This window comes from Gemelliphila asaccharolytica (assembly GCF_001553005.1).
GTDB lineage: Bacteria > Bacillota > Bacilli > Staphylococcales > Gemellaceae > Gemelliphila > Gemelliphila asaccharolytica.
In genome coordinates this window covers 1-969 of record NZ_KQ959900.1, presented here as the reverse complement: position 1 = coordinate 969, position 969 = coordinate 1, and the positions used below count along the sequence as shown (strand labels likewise).

The following is a 969-nucleotide window of genomic DNA, read 5'->3' as shown; positions in this document are numbered from 1 at the left end:
GCTGTAACATCATTTGCATAAGTGTTAGCTACTGGTTTTGCAAAAGCACTAAAACTAAGAACTAATGACGAAGCCATAGTAAGTGTTAATAATTTTCTTTTTTTCATATTTCTTTCCTCTTTTATTTAACTTTTTTTATTGTAGTAAAATCATATGTAGGTTTTACCTTTTGTGTACCCATATTTTTTAAGATACTTTCCATTACTGGCACAAATACTTGTGCTGTTGTTAGAAGTTTACCATTATTTATATTATTTTTATCTACTGGGTATTCTAATACTTTTGGATATGCTGTTCTATCTGGGAATTTAGCTTTGTAAACATTCATAAAATCATCAGTATCATTAGAACTATACCATTCTAGAATATTACATTGTTTAAATTCGCCACTATTAGTAAGATAACTTAAATTTCCTAAATATCCTTTAAACCCTTTTCCTTGATATCCTCTTTCAATAGGTTTAAAAGTGAGTTGAACTTTATATTCGCCATTTTCTACTACAAGACGAGTTTTTTCTTTGTCAACAGCTCCATCTGCCATTGAAAGTACACATTTTTTATAAGATACAGCATTCAGCATATCTACATGAATGCTATAAACTCCGTCAGCTAGATTTTTATAATCTACAGCACCTTTTTCACTATATGTTTTAGCTTCTACTACCTTTTGAGGTAATACCTCTCCCGCTACTGTAAAAGCAAGTGCTCCTGCTAAAAATGCTTTTAATAATTTATTTTTTTTCATATAATTCCCCCTATTTCTATTTTTTTAATGATAATTACTATCATTTACATTATATCACTTTTGTAAACCTAAAACAATATGTTTTTTTACCTCTTTTCGCTGATAGTGTAAAAGAAATGCTTCTTTGTCAATAATATAAGAAAAAAATTTTAAAAAATATATTTTTCTCTTTTTATCAATGTTTCTTTATTTTATATGAAAATTTATAATATAAAAATTCTGAT

At 26.9% G+C, this 969-nt stretch carries 1 protein-coding gene; it reads right to left on the bottom strand.

Annotated elements, in window-relative coordinates; translation table 11 throughout:
• Positions 1–121 precede the first annotated feature (121 nt).
• Positions 122–745, bottom strand: a complete 624-nt coding sequence (locus HMPREF1871_RS04930; RefSeq protein WP_066130704.1) for an NEAT domain-containing protein — start codon at positions 743–745, stop codon at positions 122–124.
• Positions 746–969 lie beyond the last annotated feature (224 nt).